General features: G+C 61.9%; 18 protein-coding genes and 1 pseudogene. 10 read left to right on the top strand and 9 right to left on the bottom strand.

Going from position 1 to position 15,319, the window contains the following annotated elements; translation table 11 throughout:
* Nucleotides 1-135 precede the first annotated feature (135 nt).
* Both GEV06_19990 and GEV06_19985 read right to left on the bottom strand, forming a co-directional pair.
* Complete coding sequence (locus tag GEV06_19990) at nt 136-1,092, bottom strand: SDR family NAD(P)-dependent oxidoreductase (protein MPZ20174.1); 957 nt, start codon at nt 1,090-1,092, stop codon at nt 136-138.
* Nucleotides 1,093-1,118: 26 nt separating this feature from the next.
* A complete protein-coding gene (locus tag GEV06_19985; GenBank protein MPZ20173.1) occupies nt 1,119-1,847 on the bottom strand; it encodes an SDR family oxidoreductase in 729 nt (242 codons plus the stop codon).
* Nucleotides 1,848-1,958: 111 nt separating this feature from the next.
* Here GEV06_19985 and GEV06_19980 point away from each other — a divergent pair, with 111 nt between their 5' ends.
* Nucleotides 1,959-2,267, top strand: a complete 309-nt coding sequence (locus GEV06_19980; GenBank protein MPZ20172.1) for a hypothetical protein — start codon at nt 1,959-1,961, stop codon at nt 2,265-2,267.
* Between the two features lie 422 nt (nt 2,268-2,689).
* Here the strand turns inward: GEV06_19980 and GEV06_19975 are convergent, their stop codons facing one another.
* Nucleotides 2,690-3,871 carry an alpha/beta fold hydrolase gene (locus GEV06_19975; GenBank protein ID MPZ20171.1) on the bottom strand — a complete coding sequence of 394 codons (1,182 nt, stop codon included), beginning with the start codon at nt 3,869-3,871 and terminating at the stop codon, nt 2,690-2,692.
* A 48-nt stretch (nt 3,872-3,919) separates the two neighbouring features.
* Here GEV06_19975 and GEV06_19970 point away from each other — a divergent pair, with 48 nt between their 5' ends.
* The gene (locus GEV06_19970) at nt 3,920-4,105 is read left to right on the top strand and encodes a CPXCG motif-containing cysteine-rich protein (GenBank protein ID MPZ20170.1); all 186 of its coding nucleotides are present in this window, start codon (nt 3,920-3,922) and stop codon (nt 4,103-4,105) included.
* A gap of 115 nt (nt 4,106-4,220) precedes the next feature.
* On the opposite strand, the gene GEV06_19965 is transcribed toward GEV06_19970, so the two are convergent.
* Together GEV06_19965 and GEV06_19960 are read right to left on the bottom strand one after the other, a co-directional pair.
* The gene (locus GEV06_19965; protein ID MPZ20169.1) at nt 4,221-4,619 is read right to left on the bottom strand and encodes a DUF4440 domain-containing protein; all 399 of its coding nucleotides are present in this window, start codon (nt 4,617-4,619) and stop codon (nt 4,221-4,223) included.
* A 208-nt stretch (nt 4,620-4,827) separates the two neighbouring features.
* Entirely contained in the window at nt 4,828-5,460 is a 633-nt protein-coding gene (locus GEV06_19960) for a hypothetical protein (GenBank protein MPZ20168.1), read from the bottom strand.
* Between GEV06_19960 and GEV06_19955 the strand changes: the two genes are divergently transcribed.
* Complete coding sequence (locus GEV06_19955; GenBank protein MPZ20167.1) at nt 5,354-5,710, top strand: AAA family ATPase; 357 nt, start codon at nt 5,354-5,356, stop codon at nt 5,708-5,710. The genes GEV06_19960 and GEV06_19955 overlap by 107 nt on opposite strands.
* 2 nt (nt 5,711-5,712) lie before the next feature.
* Here GEV06_19955 and GEV06_19950 read toward each other — a convergent pair whose 3' ends face one another.
* Nucleotides 5,713-6,030, bottom strand: coding sequence for a superinfection immunity protein (locus GEV06_19950; protein ID MPZ20166.1), 318 nt, complete (start codon nt 6,028-6,030; stop codon nt 5,713-5,715).
* Between the two features lie 905 nt (nt 6,031-6,935).
* On the opposite strand from GEV06_19950, the gene GEV06_19945 reads away from it, so the two are divergent.
* From GEV06_19945 to GEV06_19915, 7 genes and pseudogenes are all read left to right on the top strand, one after another.
* Complete coding sequence (locus GEV06_19945) at nt 6,936-7,493, top strand: deaminase (GenBank protein ID MPZ20165.1); 558 nt, start codon at nt 6,936-6,938, stop codon at nt 7,491-7,493.
* 68 nt (nt 7,494-7,561) lie between these two features.
* Nucleotides 7,562-7,903, top strand: a complete 342-nt coding sequence (locus GEV06_19940; GenBank protein MPZ20164.1) for a hypothetical protein — start codon at nt 7,562-7,564, stop codon at nt 7,901-7,903.
* Nucleotides 7,904-8,410: 507 nt separating this feature from the next.
* On the top strand, nt 8,411-9,277 hold the full coding sequence (locus GEV06_19935; GenBank protein ID MPZ20163.1) for a hypothetical protein: 867 nt from the start codon (nt 8,411-8,413) through the stop codon (nt 9,275-9,277).
* Between the two features lie 4 nt (nt 9,278-9,281).
* Nucleotides 9,282-9,491: pseudogene (locus GEV06_19930) on the top strand (nucleotidyl transferase AbiEii/AbiGii toxin family protein).
* A gap of 125 nt (nt 9,492-9,616) precedes the next feature.
* Nucleotides 9,617-9,925, top strand: a complete 309-nt coding sequence (locus GEV06_19925) for a hypothetical protein (protein ID MPZ20162.1) — start codon at nt 9,617-9,619, stop codon at nt 9,923-9,925.
* 954 nt (nt 9,926-10,879) lie between these two features.
* The gene (locus GEV06_19920; GenBank protein MPZ20161.1) at nt 10,880-11,251 is read left to right on the top strand and encodes a DNA-binding protein; all 372 of its coding nucleotides are present in this window, start codon (nt 10,880-10,882) and stop codon (nt 11,249-11,251) included.
* A complete protein-coding gene (locus GEV06_19915; GenBank protein ID MPZ20160.1) occupies nt 11,248-11,784 on the top strand; it encodes an RES domain-containing protein in 537 nt (178 codons plus the stop codon). The genes GEV06_19920 and GEV06_19915 overlap by 4 nt, the downstream gene beginning before the upstream one ends.
* A 192-nt stretch (nt 11,785-11,976) precedes the next feature.
* Here the strand turns inward: GEV06_19915 and GEV06_19910 are convergent, their stop codons facing one another.
* From GEV06_19910 to GEV06_19900, 3 genes are all read right to left on the bottom strand, one after another.
* Nucleotides 11,977-13,311, bottom strand: coding sequence for a hypothetical protein (locus tag GEV06_19910; GenBank protein ID MPZ20159.1), 1,335 nt, complete (start codon nt 13,309-13,311; stop codon nt 11,977-11,979).
* Nucleotides 13,312-13,477: 166 nt separating this feature from the next.
* Nucleotides 13,478-13,714 carry a hypothetical protein gene (locus tag GEV06_19905; GenBank protein MPZ20158.1) on the bottom strand — a complete coding sequence of 79 codons (237 nt, stop codon included), beginning with the start codon at nt 13,712-13,714 and terminating at the stop codon, nt 13,478-13,480.
* 345 nt (nt 13,715-14,059) lie between these two features.
* Nucleotides 14,060-14,845, bottom strand: coding sequence for a peptidoglycan DD-metalloendopeptidase family protein (locus GEV06_19900; protein MPZ20157.1), 786 nt, complete (start codon nt 14,843-14,845; stop codon nt 14,060-14,062).
* Between the last annotated feature and the right edge of the window lie 474 nt (nt 14,846-15,319).

The following is a 15,319-nucleotide window of genomic DNA, read 5'->3' as shown; positions in this document are numbered from 1 at the left end:
TGCGTCGTTGCGGAGCATCCACGCTAGGCGCAGGACCGGAAATGCCTGCGCGATCGCTTCGGCTGACTGACCGGACACAAAGAGGACACGATCGAGTCGAGGGATACGCGGCTCCCCGTAACCATGTACACGCCGTCACCCTGTTCGATATAGGCACCGCTCATCGTTTCTCGCGTGTTGAGCCAGGCGCTCTGGCACCTTCCGCGGCGAAAGGAGATCCTCGAGGCCGATGCGCCGGAACAGCTCTGCACGGACTCTATCAGCGACGCCGTTGACGATCTCCGCGCCGTCCTGAGAGGGATCGATATGCGTGCGGAACGGGCGCTTGCCGAACGGCGTGTCGACGACCCTCACGATGGCTTCCGCGACAGCGCGGACGTCCGCGTCCGCGGGTTCCAGCGCGGCCAGGCCTTCCAACGCCCGCTCAGGTACGCCTGCGTAGGGCCCATCGATGTATTCGGCCGCGCGTGCCGAATCGGCCGGAGCCCCTGCGTGGACGAAGTGGTTGGTACCCTTGGTGAAGGCTCCGGGGACGATGATTGAGGTCTCGATCCCCCAGCGCGTCAGCTCACTCGCGTAGCTGACCGCGAGCGAATCCATGGCTGCCTTGGCGGCGAAATACGGTGACAGAAACGGTGGCGTTCCGCCCCGTGTGCTACTCGACGACACCCATACGACGAGCCCCTCGCCCCGCTTGCGCATCTGCGGCAGCACCGCCCGGTTGATCCGTTGGGTGCTGAGGACGTTGATGTCGTAGAGCTCTGCGAACTGCTCGGGCGTGAACGCCTCCGCAGGACCGAAGGACATGTGGCCGGCGTTGTGGATCACCACGTCGATGCACCCGCTCTCGGCCACGATTGTCGCAATCCCGCGTTCCACGGACTCCGTCGACGCGACATCGAGCTCCCGGGTTCTGAGATCGACGCCCTGCTCGGAGGCGTAGCGTGCGGCCTCGGCCACTTGCGGTGCGTTGCGGCCAGTCGTGGCTCGCATGGTGGCATAGACAGTGTGGCCCGCATGGGCAAGTGCACGAGCGGTCAGCGCGCCGAACCCGCTCGACGCGCCGGTGATGACGATGACTTTGTTCATGATCTCCTCTTCAGCCGGGCCCGTTCGAATCAAGCGAAGCCCCCGTTCGCGCGCAGCACCTGCGCGTTCACCCACGCCCCGTCCGGACCGGCAAGGAACGAGACCACGCCGGCGATGTCGTCCGGTTCACCGATGCGCTCGAGCGGCGGAAGCTTGCGCAGTTGTTCGATCTGTGCCTCGCTCTTGTCTGACAGGAACAGCTCCGTTGCGACCGGTCCGGGCGCAACGGCGTTGACTGTGATGTTGCGGCCGCGTAGCTCGTTGGCGAGCACGTGCACCAGCCCTTCGACGCCGGCCTTTGAGGCGATGTACGGGCCATACGTGGGGAACGCCTTCGCAATGACGCTGGTGGAGAATGCGATGATGCGTCCGCCGGCGCGTACGTGCTGCGCCGCCTGCGCGAGCATCAGGAAGGTGCCGCGCAGATTGGTGGCGATCACCTTGTCAAAGGCATCCGTATCGCCCCCGGCGATCGGGCGCAGGGGCATGATGCCCGCGCAGTTCACGACGACGTCCACCGATCCGAACCCGTCGACCGTTGTCTTGAAGAGGCGCTCGACATCCGGCGCGCTCGCCACATCGGCCTGGACGGCCGTTGCGCGTGCGCCGGTCGCGACGATCTCGGCGATGCTCTCTTCGGCCTTGCTCGCGCTGCCGGCGTAGCTGACGACAACGGCAAAGCCGTCTCGAGCGAGCCGACGTGCGACCGCGCGGCCGATTCCTCCCGATGCTCCCGTGACGATTGCAGTGCCCGACATGATGATTTCTCCTTCTGTGGCAGCTCAGGTTCTTCCTGCCCGGCGGCCGCTCACAGCCAAAGAATGCGCTGGCCAGTCGCATACGTCAAATGCATACTGTTGATGTCGAATATGCGCATCACACAACTGAGACAGGCACTGACCTGGAGGGATGCTTACGCGGTCAGCGATACATCGGCGACTGTGATGGTTAATGCTGTCGATCTCTCCACCGATCACCACCTGAAGGTCTGGGACGCCGTAATGTTGTCGGTGGCGGCGGAATCTGATTGTCGTCTGCTGCTCTCGGAGGACCTCCAAGACGGATTCACCTGGCGTGGGGTGAGCGTCACTAATCCGTTTGGCTCCAAACGACACGCGCTGTTGAATGCGCTACTCGGCGGGGCCGCGCGGGAGCCACCAGACACCGAGCCGATGTGACTACCTGACACGGCAGGCTCAGTGTTCGGCGAACACGAATGAAGGTGAAGGAATGGGGACAGGCCTCCGGACCTTTGTGGTGAACGACGATGGAACGTTCGAACGCTGGCCCTACACCCGATTCGATCGAGTCGTTCATGGGGAGCCAGTGCCGGCCTTCGCCGCCAAGCGCATTCGGTATGCGCTAATCTTTGTCGAGACCGCGCAGCGTCGAGCCATAGCGGTCACTCACGTTGAGTGGGGCATACTCGATATTGGCCCTGATGGAACGCATGATCTCAACGCGAGCCTGGTTGCTGCCGCGCGAGCGTTCGACAGTCACACCCCACTGCGGGGGGCGACACACCGGACACTTGACGCGCGAGCCCATTTCTCTCGACGACGAATTGCTCACGAGAGACACTGGAAGCCAGCCGATCCTCTCAAGGCCGCGATCCTCGAAGCTGCGCTTTCCTAGACAGGCCATGCCAAGTGGCGGCTGGCGCGACCAACGCCGCCTGATCTCTGTTGTGCTCCTCTTCACCGGCCTGACTCGAGTCTTCTGGAAGTCCTCGCGACAGCAGGATCAGTGGTAGATCGCCCAGCACATGCGCTGTTCGGGTCCGCTCGGCGCGCAGTATTCCAAGCTCCTCAGCCTCGAAGGGATTGTCGTTCGAGATGTGCATCTTCACCTGCGCGTACGACCAGGTCCGCATGCGTTGCGCATTGGCAGGCAGTGTGTCGCGAGGCGGATCGTTTGCGTGAGGACTGAGCTGCCGCACCTGGTCTCTGATCATTGTCACGAACCGTGGGGGAATCTCGCTGTTGCGTAGCGGGTCCGAGGTCTTCACCTCAGGAATCGGCTTCCCGGTCGCGAGGTCGGACGAACGGACCAATCCTTTGTCGGGCGTCTGTCGCCACGGATTATCAGCGCCCGCCTCGACGAGCAGTACGCCGGCGACATCGGCGGGATACGTGAATTGATACAGGCGCACCAACCCGCCGCCGTATGAGTGTCCGACGAGGACGTACGGGGACCGCTCGCCAGCTTTCTCGAGCAGCGTGTGCAGCTCATAGACGATTTGGTGCATGGTCCGCGGCTGCGGACCAAGATCGCTCCACCCGGATCCGGCGCGGTCATACGAGCAGACGCGCGCAAAGCGAGCGACGCTTGGCTGTACCAGACTCCAATCCACTGAAAAATCGCCGGCGCCGGCCTCCAGGATGACAATCGGCCCTGAGGTGCGTGCCTCGCCCACGCAGTTCAGATGCAGGCGCCAGCCGCCGACATCGACTAACCGGCCCGGTGGAGGAAGCGGCGGCGAAGTCGGAGCGTCCTGTGCTCGTGCCGCAGTTGAGCCGCTGAGAAGTAGGAGTACGGTCAGCGCGAGCGCGCAACACCGGATGCGGTCGTCTTGCATCTCCCCTCCTTGGGTAAGCGCTGGCGTGATCTGGCCAATAGTAAGCCGATCAGCAGCGCGGCCCAATGCCGATTGGTCCCGTGTCGCCCAGTGTCTACCGATCCAGGAGCCGACCATCGTATCGCTGCGTGCCAGCGGTCGAGCATCGGCGAGCCCAACTAAACGGCGCGGCCCTTCGCCGAGCCACGTCGACCGACAGGACACGTGCAATGCATCGCTGGTCGATCAGCATTGCAGTAGGATTGCCAGGAAATGCCAGACGAGTTCTTGGTCACGTGTCCGTTTTGCGGCGAGCGCTTGGAAATCTACGTCGAGCCTGACGTCAACGGCAGCTTCGTTCAGGACTGCGAGGTCTGCTGCAATCCATGGCGCGTCCACGTGTCTGGTCGAGGCGACGATCGGGTCGTCCATGTGACACGCGCAGACGGATCGGAATGATGATCAACTGTTGCCGACGACGGTCGCTCGACCGTTGTACGCCCGCGGTAAGCAGTGCGGCGTTCTCGCGAGTGAACGCAGGGCTCACGACCATGTGGCCGAGCCGCATGGGCGGTTAGCCACCTTCTGAGACTGCCGAGACTCCCTGCGCTGCGGGTAAGTCAACGGCTACTCGTATCCGCCATTCTCCGCCGTGCTTGACGAACCAATCGACGAACGCGCGGCGGTCATCGATGTCCTTCCCATCGATCCGTACTTGGGCGTGCTGGATACCAGTCACGAGGGCGCCGGCGTTGGACAGGTCGACCTCGAGACTGCCGACTCTGACGAAGATGATCTCGCCGGGGATCTCTCGGATTCCGCTGACGAAGGCGTCGGCGTCTCGTGTTTCTCGACCTGGAGTGCGATGGAGAAAGCCCGGGGCAAGCAGAGCCACGATCGCGTCTGTGTCCCTCCGCGCGATTGCGTCCGCTATCTGCATCGCCGCTCGGATTACACTCTGCGATTCGTCCATGAGCCTAGACGCTAGCACGGTTGTTCGTGGTGTACAGAACCGCACAACCAAACTGGCAATGACTAGGTAGACGAGGAAGACCGGAGCCTGGGGCCGTCGGCTGACGTTCTGCTCCCTCCGAAATATCGTATGAACCTTGGCGCTCGCCGCCTGGGCTCGACGGGACAGGCTCTTCCTACGTCCGCTTGTTCGCCGGCAAGCACCATCGTCATCGGTCCTCGAGGTCGGTGCCCGCGCGAAGGCGTTCCAGATACTTCTTGTACGCGAAGGTTCGATCGCGCTGCTTTCCGCTCGTCTCGACAAGGACGCCGAGGCGCTCGAGAAGCTGAACGGCCTTACTTGCCGTGGGCTTGGTTGTTTTCAAGAGCCTCACGATGCCCGGGATAGTAACTACGGGATGGACCGGGAGTTGCTGCAAGAGCCGGACCACGACGACCGACGCGCCGGACGTCGCTAGCAGCCGCTGTTGATCGGCATTCACCGACGCGAAGACGTCACGGGCCGTGGCTACCGCGTCGTCCGCGATGGTGGCCACGCCCTCGAGGAAGAAGTCCGTCCAGGCCTCCCAGTCGCCGTGCCGCCGGACGTCGGCGAGCAGTCGGTAGTACTCGTTCCGGTGCCGCTTGAAGAAGAGGCTCAGGTAGAGAAGCGGCGCGGAGAGCAGCTTCCAGTGCTCGAGCAGGAGCGTGATGAGAAGGCGCCCAATGCGCCCGTTGCCGTCGAGGTACCGGTGAATGGTCTCGAACTGGACGTGTGCCAGCGGGGCGCCCAAGACGTCGACGGTTGTGCTGGACAAGGTCCAGCGTGTTCCTGAGCTCCTCAATGTCGTCCACGCGCTGATCGAATCGAAGGAGCGCCGTCGCTTCGTCCTGACCGGCTCGAGCGCGCGCAAGCTGCGGCGTGGCGGCGTCGATCTGCTCGCGGGACGCGCGGTGCTCCGGACGCTCCACCCGTTCATGGCAGCGGAGCTTCGCGACTTCGACCTCGAGGCCGGGCGAGGTCCAGCTCGCGCTGAGCCTGTCGATCGTCGCCATCACCAAGCCGCGCTGAGGAAACTGACGAGCTATCGAATGGCACTCAACGCAGCTTAAGTCTAGACGGTTTCACCGCCGCGGTCGGAACGGTGAACGGCCGTGCACGACCATACGAGCGCGGCGATCCAGCCAAGAACACTCCACCCCAGGAGAAGCGTGAGAACGAAGATGTGGGTCTCCGCCACGCCCTCGACGTGCGCCCGAGCAGTATCGCCTCGGGCTTCCGATTCGACCGCGCTGAACGCTGGTGCGGCAATAACCGCGAGGAAAATGCCGAGTGCGGGAAGAACGGAGCACTTGACGCGCGTTCCGCGCGCCTGTCGTACCGCGTCCGTCGTCGAGCACCCCAGGAGCGCGCCGAGACTGAGTATGCCCATCTAAACGCCTCGTGCGAAAGCATAGAGCAAAAGGTGCGGGACCATGAAGGGATGCAAGACGAAAATATGTTGATCCTGCCATGACGGACGCCTGTCGGGATTGATAGAACGCGAGCGAATTGGTTTGTCGCTTCGTATGCGCTATCTGCATCAACTCGTTCCGGGACCAGTCTGGCACAATAGTTGCGCCGACCATTCAGGCCGAGAACCACGAGGCGAAGACGGCTCCGGCTTTGCGCGAAAGCACGGCGCGCCGGCAACCACGCGACGCGAGGGAAGGTCCTCCTTCGGTTGTTGGCCTGCCTAGCCGAAGCCCGCTGGCTATGCAAGGGTTGGTGTGGACCAGACGGGATCCGACGTCCCGTCTGTCGTGACGCCTTGAAGGGGTCGGTGCGTGGATCGGGCCCGCCCAGCTGCGCGTAGCTCGCTGATGAAATGCAGGCGAGCGGTAACCGTTCGACGAAGACCGTCCTGATGCGATCCGCTAGGCCGCGGAGGCATACGTCATGCTGTTCGACCCTGGCCTCCAGGAGGTGCCGGTCCCACGCCCTACGAGGTCTCGTTCCGTTCCGCGTCTGTCGCAGCCGATGGCACAGTCGTCGTGGAACAGGTCCTGCCTGGCCGCTACGTCGCGGTGGCCGTCGACACGCCGCTCCACCAGTTCGACGCGGAGGTGCTCAACGAAATCTCGGGTGAGGGCACGGGAGTCGGTATGGCGCCACTCCAGGAAGAGCGTGTGACCCTCCGCCTCGTCAGGATGACAGACGAGTGACGAGCGTGCCGGAATTGCCCGACGTCGAAGTCTTCAGAGGGTATCTCGGCAGGCGCATCGGGCGCTGCTGCTGGCCCGTGTCCAGTAACGGGTTGATGCTCCGATCCTGTCGGCGGCATGAGGTAATCAAAGCATGGCCAAGTTGATCTACTCGGGGATCGTATCGCTCGACGGCTACATCGCCGACCGGGCCGGCAAGTTTGACTGGAGTGTGCCGGACACGGAGGTGCACACCGTCATCAACGACCTCACACGGTCGGTCGGCACCTTCCTTTTGGGCCGCCGGATGTACGAGGTGCTGGTCGCCTGGGAGAGCCTGGACGTCGCCGACCAGCCGCCCGTCACCAAGGACTTCGCCGAGATCTGGCGGACAACCGACAAGGTCGTGTACTCCACCACGCTGGCGACCGCGTCCAGCGCCAGGACGCGGATCGAAACGGTCTTCCACCCTGATGCTGTCCGGCGGATGAAGGCGGCTGCCGAACGCGACATCAGCGTGGGCGGTCCCAACCTCGCGGCCCACGCCATCAAGGCCGGACTGGTCGACGAGTACCACCTGTTCGTCAATCCCATCGCCGTAGGTGGTGGCACGTCGTACCTCCCCCACGACACCCGCGTCGAGCTCGAGTTGCTGAACGAGCGCCGCTTCAGCAACGGCGTCGTCTTCCTCCGCTATCGCCGCAGAACCTAATCCGCCATGTCCTATTTCGAGGTTCTCGTGCGTCATGATGGTGAGACCAACGGTGTTGTCCACATCGAATCGTAAGGAGGCAGTACGATGGCGGACTTCCTATTGATCTATCAAGGCGGGGATCCAGCCTGGATGGAGAACCGCTCTCCCGAGGAGATTCAGACCGTGATGCAGGAGTGGGAGCGTGGTTCAAGGCGCTTGAGGCGTCGGGGAACCTGCGCAACCCCGGAGCGGCACTGACACCTGAGGGCGTGGTGCTGACGAAGAACGGCACCAAGGTCAAGACCGATGCAGCGATGGCGGAAGTGAAGGAGTTGATTGGTGGCTTCTCCGTCATTCGCGCGGACACGCTTTCGGAGGCGAGCGAAATTGCTCAACGGTCGCCGTTTCTCCGCAACAAGCCTGGATGAGTCGGCGAGGGCCAAGCGTGAATCGCGAACAACCTTCGAGGGGAGCCGTCTTGAATGTTCGCGCCAACTGACTGAACTCTCGGTGCGAGTCCGCCTCCGCCGTGCGACGCTCGAGGCTGTCCCAGACTCGTGGCACGCGAATCATCCGAAAGCCTGAGATCGAGAGGGCGCTCAGGAAGACCAAAGCGTCTGGGCTGCAGTTCGCCTGCATCTCGAGATCGCCGTGCCCGGCAAGGACGGCGACGACGGGCCCGCCCTTCTCCTCGACTTGGATGGAGGCAGCATCAGCGTTCTTCACAACAGTGGCAGTCCGGCCGCCAAACGGCTCAGGTTCAGGGATCACCGTCGTCGAACCACGCCCATCAGATAGCAAACTAACCGTCAAAACCCTCCAATTCAGAGGGTTTTGTCGAATAAATCGACCAGGCTGTTTCGAGGGCATTCCTGGATCGTGCATAATGACCATCAAAACCCTCTGTTAAAGGGGGTTTTGATGGTCACATTGCAATGGGAGTCCCAACCCGGTCACTGTCGCCACAGGAAAGCCGCGTCGTCCTTGCTCTGACCGAGCAAGGCCGCCGCGACACCACACGCGAGGAGATCATCCACCTCCTCGGAAGCACCCCCAAAGCCGCGGATGCGGTAATCGACGGCTTACGGAAAAAGGGCTGGCTGGAGCGCGCGACCTGGGGCAAGTACCTGCTCGTTCCCCCCGAGCAGGGTCCCGACGCGCTCGGCGACAGTAATCTGCTCGCGCTCGCAAGCCGCGTCGCAGACCCTTACTACATCGGCTTCGGCACGGCCGCCTCGCATTACGGTCTGACGACACAGCATCGCAACGTCATTTTCCTGGTGACCCCCTCAAAGCTGCGCAACAGGAGCGTCGGAGAGGCGCGCGTGCGCATCGTCAATCAAACGGCCAAGAAGTTCTTTGGCTTCAAGCCCGCCGACGTGCTCGGCCAAGAGGTCATGATGTCCGACCGCGAAAAGACAGCCCTTGATTGCGTCGACCATCCCGAGCTCGCCGGTGGCATCGGCGAGGCCACCGCGATATTCGCGAACGCCAGCCGCCGGTTCGACTGGACGAAGGCGGCCAGCTATGTCGACCGGTTCGCCTCAAGCCCCTTGCCGCACCGTGTCGGCTGGCTGCTCGATCACGTCAAGGCTGACGTGCCGCAGAACGTGCGCGCGCACCTGCTCGATGTCTCGACGCGCACGCGCAAGACGTGGCTCGGGCCAGATCCGGCGCGCGCGCGCGCGCAGCACGCGATCGGCTTCGACGAGACCTGGCGGCTGTTCGTCAATGTGAGCGCGGAGGAACTGCGCGGCAGCGCGGGATTGGGACAGCGGAAGACGATCAGGAAGGATCGCTAGACGAATGCTCACACGCCCGCAGGTCCAGCGCTACGCCATGGAATCCGGGCTTCGCGACATCATGATCGCGGAGAAAGAGATCATCCTGACCTCCCTCCTGCAGCTCCTGTCCGAGCGCGGGATTCTCGCCCGGCTCGCCTTCAAGGGCGGAACGTGCCTGCGGAAGATGTTCGTCGGCAGCCAGGGCAGATTCTCGACAGATCTGGATTTCACAGGAGTCCAGGAGCACGACCACGAAGACATCATCCTCGCGATGATGGAGGCATTCGAGCCCCCGTTTCACGGCATTCAGTTCTCGATCCCCGATGAGGGCTACTACGAGACGCAGGACGGCCTGTCCTGGGGCGTCAACGCCGCCTACCTCCACGACTGGAATGCCGCGGGCAGCGAGATCAAGCACAGATCAGCCGCCGCGAAACGCCAACGCTGGCCGTCGAACGGCGCGCGCAGGTTGAACAGAGCTACTTCGGCCATTTGCCGTTCGCACCGGCCGAGGTCGTCTGTCTCAGCCTTCCTGAAGTCCTCGCCGAAAAGATTCGCGCCTGCTATCAGCGCAGCAAGGCGCGTGATATCTACGACCTCGGGATGTTCGCAACAAGACCGCTCGATCAGCCGCTCGTGCGCAGGCTTGTCGTGCTCAAGCTCTGACAGGCGCGGGACAGTTTCGATCCCGAGCGCCTGCTGCGGAAACTTGAGGATGGCCGTGACTTCGATTGGAACGACCTGGGCCAGCTTGTGCGCCGGACGGTCACGATAGACAAGGACAGAATCACCGCCGATTGTGCGCGCGGCTTCCGGTTTCTTCTCGACCTGACCGAAGAAGAACGCACTCTGGCTGCCGATCCCCACCAGCGCGAACGCGATCTCTGGGAGAAACTGGCACGCGGCGTTGCCGCCTGATTCAAGGCGTTGCTGACAGATGGCAGGCGGCTCACCCGCGTTCAGCGGATGGGAGCAGCCCTTGCGATCAGATTCCCACGAAAGATCGATGAACCTACCGCGGCGGGTAAGCGTGCCGGCGAGATGACTCGCTACTCCGCAGCGAGGCCGATCTTCTGGCGGATGTCATCATGAACTTGCCGATCCTCCTGAGCGTGATTGTTCCGCCGTGCGCTACACAGCGGTGGCCATCTTCATCATCATCATCACCATGACGATCAACGACAACAGCAGCGCCGTCGTAACCGAAGCCAGATCCAGAGTTCCCGCTGAAGTTTCGAGCTGTACGATGACGTCATCGTGACCCGCGACGTCGCGGATCTGGCGAGACGAGCCGATCCGACCGTGGTGGTTCGAACTCCGGCGTGGGTGGGAATCTTCAGCCGTTTAGAATCAACGACTTGGAGCTGGTGGACCAGACGGGATTCGAGCCGGCTGTCGAGCCGAAGGCAAAGCCGTTTGCCTGAAACGCGGATGGTCCGCCGGCGACCGAGCGAAGCGAGGAAGCTAGTGGACCAGATTTGCGCCAGTTCGAACCAACTGATGAGTTGGCTGCGGCACTTGGATCACTTGAGACGCGCAGCGTAGAGGGACCACTCCACATGGCTCTTGGCACTGTGCATGTAGTGTGCGTATAATGTGCATCACCTGAGGAGGTGAGCCATACCCGCCGTCGCCTTTGATGCTGTGCTCGAAGAGTTCCAAGAGGAGGGGACGCCGAACCTGTCCCCGACGAGAATCGCTGAGAGGTTCTCCATACAGCTCCAAGAGCTCGCCGCCCTCGCCGGGGTGCACAGAAACACCGTGCGATTGCACCCTGAGTCGCCGAAGCTGCAGGACTACCTACGCAATCTGGTGCGTGTGCTGTCGGCCGCCGCGACGATTCAACCCGATCTCGAACGCACCATTTTCTTCCTGAAGAACGCCCCGATCGTGGCCTTTGAGCACAAGACCGCTTACCAACTTGTCAGCGAGGGCCGAACCGACGACGTGATTCGGTACTTCGAATCGATTCGATCGGGGTACGTCGGTTGATCCTTTCGGAGCTGGCGGAGGGGACCGTTGCGTATCGCGCGCACGACCCAAAATGGGCGATCGCGCCGACGAGCGGAGCGGGTGCGGCTAGGGCAGGAGGTCGATTCAACCAGCCGGGCATTGAAGCGCTATATCTGTCGCTGGAGGACGTGACGGCGCTTCGCGAATACCAGCAGACGTCGCCCCTCCTCCCGCCATGCACCATCTGCTCGTACAAGGTCACGGTCAGCAGTGTTGTGGACGTGCGCCAGCTCCACAAAGGCCCGCCATGGGATCCCTTGTGGCTGGACTGGCCGACGGACTGGCGCCATTTCGCATTCGACTTGCATATAGAACCACCGAGTTGGGTGCTGGGCGATATCGTGCGCCGTGCAGGCCACGGCGGAATCGTCTTTCCGAGTCTCGCCTCTCCGGGCGGGACCAATGTGGCCCTCTTTCCCGACCTTTTCTCCGCCAGCGACCTTATAGAGGCCTATGACCTGGAGCATCGGCTGCCGAAGGATCAATCCAGTTGGTTTCCAGCTGATGAGTGACGTACCCGAAGCCTCGTGAGTCGCATGCTTGCCGGTCGGGCTCTGGTGTCTTCAGTCAAGGCGATCGGCGAATCGCACGATGACACTGTGGGGGCAAGTCGGCACGCCGGGAAGCTGTGGTCAATTGACTGGAGCCGCCTGGCATTCGTGACCTGACTGGACGGTCTCCCAGTGCGGCTGCAGTCCAGTTGATCATCCCCCGCCGAACCTGTCCGGGTACTTCTTCCGCACCGCCTCCCACGCTTTGTCCCAGTCGAGATCCCGTCTAATTTTCGAGGTGATTGCAGTCCACGAATCCGACGATTCCTCGCCCATATCACGACTCTCTACCCATCGCGTGGAAGAGAGAAGCTTGTCCACGGCGAGACAGCCGATGCGATCGTTGTCACTCAACTGATAGTGCCCATTCTCAACAAGCAGCAGCTTCACCGTCCGCGGAAATATGTGGGCCGCCATCACCAAATGTTCGAATATGCTCCATCCCCACTTACGGCTGGCGTGGTGTCCTTTGTGAACGACCTTGCTGCGCAGGTCGTAGAGCTCTTCGATCCACTTTCGGTGTACCCACCAGTTCAAGTGGGCGGCTTGGAGACGCGATGCCAGGAAATGATCGATGCGCTGTGTGATCCGGCGTCGAGGAACCGATCGTTGCACCCACTTCCAGGCGCGCCAAGCCACGCTATCGTGAGGGCTTGCGTCGATTAAGATGTTCGGTCGCCCTTTCTGAGCGTCGGCGACGCGAACGCTGCCAAACTGTCCAAAGAGATTGCCGAACTTCCGCGAGAGCCTGTACGCGCTCGCGTCAGCGCGCAACAACTGTTCGAACGCGGACCCCATGAGGATCGCTTCAGCCGTTCCCATCATAAAGTCGTCGTCCGTATTCGCAAGCTGCACAAATGGCAAGGCCGCGCTCAGGCGGTTGATGGTCGTTGCGCCATTCGCGCTCGCCGCATCGAGTGCTTGGAGAAACGCCTCGTCAACGTTCGCGTCATCTCGGATCGAGCATTGGATTGGCAAGTTGAACGTCAGGTCTCCGTGTTTGTAGCCACCATCCATCGAGTGGCCATCACGGCGTCGAGCCCAGACCGAGATATACGTGGGCAAAGGACCCATGAACCGTTGCCCCACGACTCTAAAGTTGGTCGAGTTGACATACGTGCCGCCGAATCGCGGGAAGTATTCGTTGCAGGCCCATGACACCAGAAAGAGGAGCGACGCCGCCCATTCCACTGAGCTGAAGTCATCGTCCGTCAGGTTCCATCCCTTGCCAGGAACCGTGGCGACCACACAGTTCGTGAAGGGCTTACCACGCCGATCCACGTATCCAGACAGAATTCGATCCAGGGGTGGAACCACGGATTGTAGAATCGGTGGCACTTTTCCAGTACCGTCACGCAACGGCAGAAACTCGACGCCGCCGGCCACTGTGTACCCGCGCTTCATCCGTAGGAACGGCATGAAGATGACGCTAAGCTGTTCCGGCGGCTTCGCCTCAGACGCGGTCTGTGTCAGGTCCTCGATCTTCACGGCAATGCTCTTCAGCTAGCGCTAGCGGCACGCCGGTAAATGTAATCGCTCACCGGAACAACTCAGCCGTCAGCCGCCGGTGGAGCCCACCGCTCGATTGCTGCAGGAAGATCTTCCAGTCGTCGGGGAATCGTCGTGTGCATTGGCTCACCGATTCGAGCAGCATTCAGCAGATGGTGACAACCTTCTCGGTAACGACGATGTCACAGTACGGCACCGCCAGGGACAGCGCGTCGATGTCGTTGGGCGTCCAGCGCTTATCGCTGTTCCGATACCAGGCGGTCTTGATCTCCATCGAGACCTCAGTACTCGGCATACTGCGAACGAACGGCATGGCGGCTTCCAGGTTCGACTCGACGTGTGCAAGTGTAAGTGCCCTGACAGCGAGAGCGCGGGACAACATGTTCTGAAACTCAATCAAGAGTTCACGCGCGGCGATCCTGCGCCGAACCCTTCGTGTGCTATTTTGCCCGACCGACCATTAGTCGTCGGTTATGGCGTAGGAAAGGATTGCCAATCAGTGGTCGATCGCGTAGTGCCGTTTCTCAACTGGCCGCGCGGCGAGTTGGGCACAAGATTTGTGCCGTCGGATCAACGGCCTTTCAAGACCCATGTGTTCGGAATAGACCTGGGGGAGCTGGTGGACCAGAGCATCGCTAGTTGGAACCGCGTTTCAGCATGGCTGAGGTCGGTGAACGCAATGCTGCCGGCCGGCCTGTCGCACTAAACCGCAGCGCCTGCGGCTCAATCACCGGAAACGCACGACCGCCCCGTCGAGAGGGAGAATCCTTTCCTGCGTCGCGGACGAGACCGGAGTCGGGCCCGCTGACGGTTCCGCGCCCAACGCAATGGCGGCCGTTGTGCTGCCGAGTGATTCGATGGTATCGAACACGAACGGAATCCCTTGCGTCGTCCCCGCTTCTGGGGCGTCGGTAATGTTGAAATGAAGATGCGCCCCGTTCGTGTTGCCTGAGTTCCCGAGGCGACCAATTAGTTGACCCCGCCGTACGGCTTCCCCCGCTTTGACGGCGACACTGTTCCGCTGCAGGTGTGCATAATGAACGAATGTGCCGTCGCCTGCTCTAATGATCACGTAGTTTCCGTACGTGTTTGCAGCTGAAGGAGACGATGGGCGCGGTGGTTCAACCAGTGGTTGATTGTCGACTATGCCATCGCGTGCTGCGTAGACGGTGCCATCGAGCACCGCAAGTATTTCACGGCCAAAGCCAATCCAGTCGTCGTTTGAAGACTTCCGGAAGTCCCCGCGAACGGCTCTCCCGTTGTCGTCGACCCCAATGAAGTCGATTGCATATCGCTGCGGAATCCAGGTCGTTCGCCCATCCACAAGCGCGCTTCCCCAGTGCGCGGACCGGTGTTGCCCAGGTCCGTTATGCACCAGCCACATACCCGCACGAAACGGCGATCCCACAACGATCGGCGGCGCCGAGCGAACATCCACTCGTACATTGGCCGCGACCAGCGGCTGGCCGCCTTCAGTTGAAACCTGGAATGAATGCCGGAGTACACGTGGCACCAGCTGATCCTTCGCGAGCGTGATCCACACGTGGATGAGGGCGGTAGTGCCGCTGGGAATCGCTCGCCCATAGCGAACTTGGGGTCCGCCGCCGGACGCATAACGCGCTGATCCAGGTCTTTGCCCGCATACGCGATCAGTGGCTTCGCAGCTGATTCCGCAAACACCTCGATGCGGTCGATCTGAGCGCCCATTCGCGGAATGTCATTGAGGACCAGTTCATAAGCGAGATGCGTCTCACCATCGCTGCCCTTGAAGGGTATTGGCGCGACGGCGACCCGCACATCAATACGGGCCAACGATTCCTGTCCGGAAACGGCCGAGAGCATCGCGCTGGCGATGATCGCGGCGCACACGCCTGTGCGGCTCACGGTGAGTAATCCGCCCGAGCGGCGCAGTCGATACGGCGTATCCTGATAAGCGCGCGCCATTCAGCCTCCGTCAGTTGCATGAAACGCGAGGCGAAATGCCCTG

This window comes from Luteitalea sp., assembly GCA_009377605.1.
GTDB lineage: Bacteria > Acidobacteriota > Vicinamibacteria > Vicinamibacterales > Vicinamibacteraceae > WHTT01.
The sequence above is the reverse complement of the archived record's forward strand: the minus strand, read 5'-3'. Positions and strand labels throughout refer to the sequence as shown.

Excerpts from the sequence above, each read along its gene's own strand:
- GEV06_19950 (MPZ20166.1), bottom strand. The coding sequence starts at position 6,030 with ATGGGCATACTCAGTCTCGGCGCGCTCCTGGGGTGCTCGACGACGGAC.
- GEV06_19965 (MPZ20169.1), bottom strand. The coding sequence starts at position 4,619 with ATGGACGAATCGCAGAGTGTAATCCGAGCGGCGATGCAGATAGCGGAC.
- GEV06_19935 (MPZ20163.1), top strand. The coding sequence starts at position 8,411 with ATGGGAGTCCCAACCCGGTCACTGTCGCCACAGGAAAGCCGCGTCGTC.
- GEV06_19945 (MPZ20165.1), top strand. The coding sequence starts at position 6,936 with ATGGCCAAGTTGATCTACTCGGGGATCGTATCGCTCGACGGCTACATC.
- GEV06_19980 (MPZ20172.1), top strand. The coding sequence starts at position 1,959 with ATGCGCATCACACAACTGAGACAGGCACTGACCTGGAGGGATGCTTAC.
- GEV06_19970 (MPZ20170.1), top strand. The coding sequence starts at position 3,920 with ATGCCAGACGAGTTCTTGGTCACGTGTCCGTTTTGCGGCGAGCGCTTG.
- GEV06_19955 (MPZ20167.1), top strand. The coding sequence starts at position 5,354 with ATGGTCTCGAACTGGACGTGTGCCAGCGGGGCGCCCAAGACGTCGACG.
- GEV06_19985 (MPZ20173.1), bottom strand. The coding sequence starts at position 1,847 with ATGTCGGGCACTGCAATCGTCACGGGAGCATCGGGAGGAATCGGCCGC.
- GEV06_19905 (MPZ20158.1), bottom strand. The coding sequence starts at position 13,714 with ATGTTGTCCCGCGCTCTCGCTGTCAGGGCACTTACACTTGCACACGTC.